The sequence below is a fragment of the Vogesella mureinivorans genome (genome assembly GCF_007644035.1).
Lineage (GTDB): Bacteria > Pseudomonadota > Gammaproteobacteria > Burkholderiales > Chromobacteriaceae > Vogesella > Vogesella mureinivorans.
The window spans coordinates 1-389 of record NZ_VMTV02000129.1; the positions used below are offsets into that span (position 1 = coordinate 1).

Genomic DNA, 389 nt, shown 5'->3' on the forward strand with positions numbered 1-389 from the left:
TGGTATTGCAGCCAATATTGCACAAGGTTTTCATCACGCCAATTATGACTATGGCGGTTCATATTGTACCTTCAATGGCTTGGCACTGATTGCGCAGTATTTTGCGAATAAACGAATCTTTATTTTGGATTGTGATCAGCATGGTGGCGATGGAACTGCTGAATTTACCCGAAGATTAGAGAATTTATATAATTTTAGCATTTATGGTTTGGCATTTGGCTATCCAACGTATGAACGTGCCGAAAGTCGCCATGTACATACGAAGCATGGGAGTTTTGCGCAGTATACCATGGCGATACATGAGGCTTTTCAACGAGCCAATGAGTGGAAGGCTGATATAATTATTTACCAAGCAGGCATGGATTGCCATCAAGCAGATCCTTACGGTT

1 protein-coding gene is annotated in these 389 nt (G+C 41.6%); it reads left to right on the forward strand.

Annotation, left to right across the window (positions count from 1 at the left end; all coding sequences use genetic code 11):
* Positions 1-389: arginase family protein (locus FLQ44_RS03145; protein ID WP_206208645.1), on the forward strand; the 389-nt coding region annotated here is incomplete at both ends.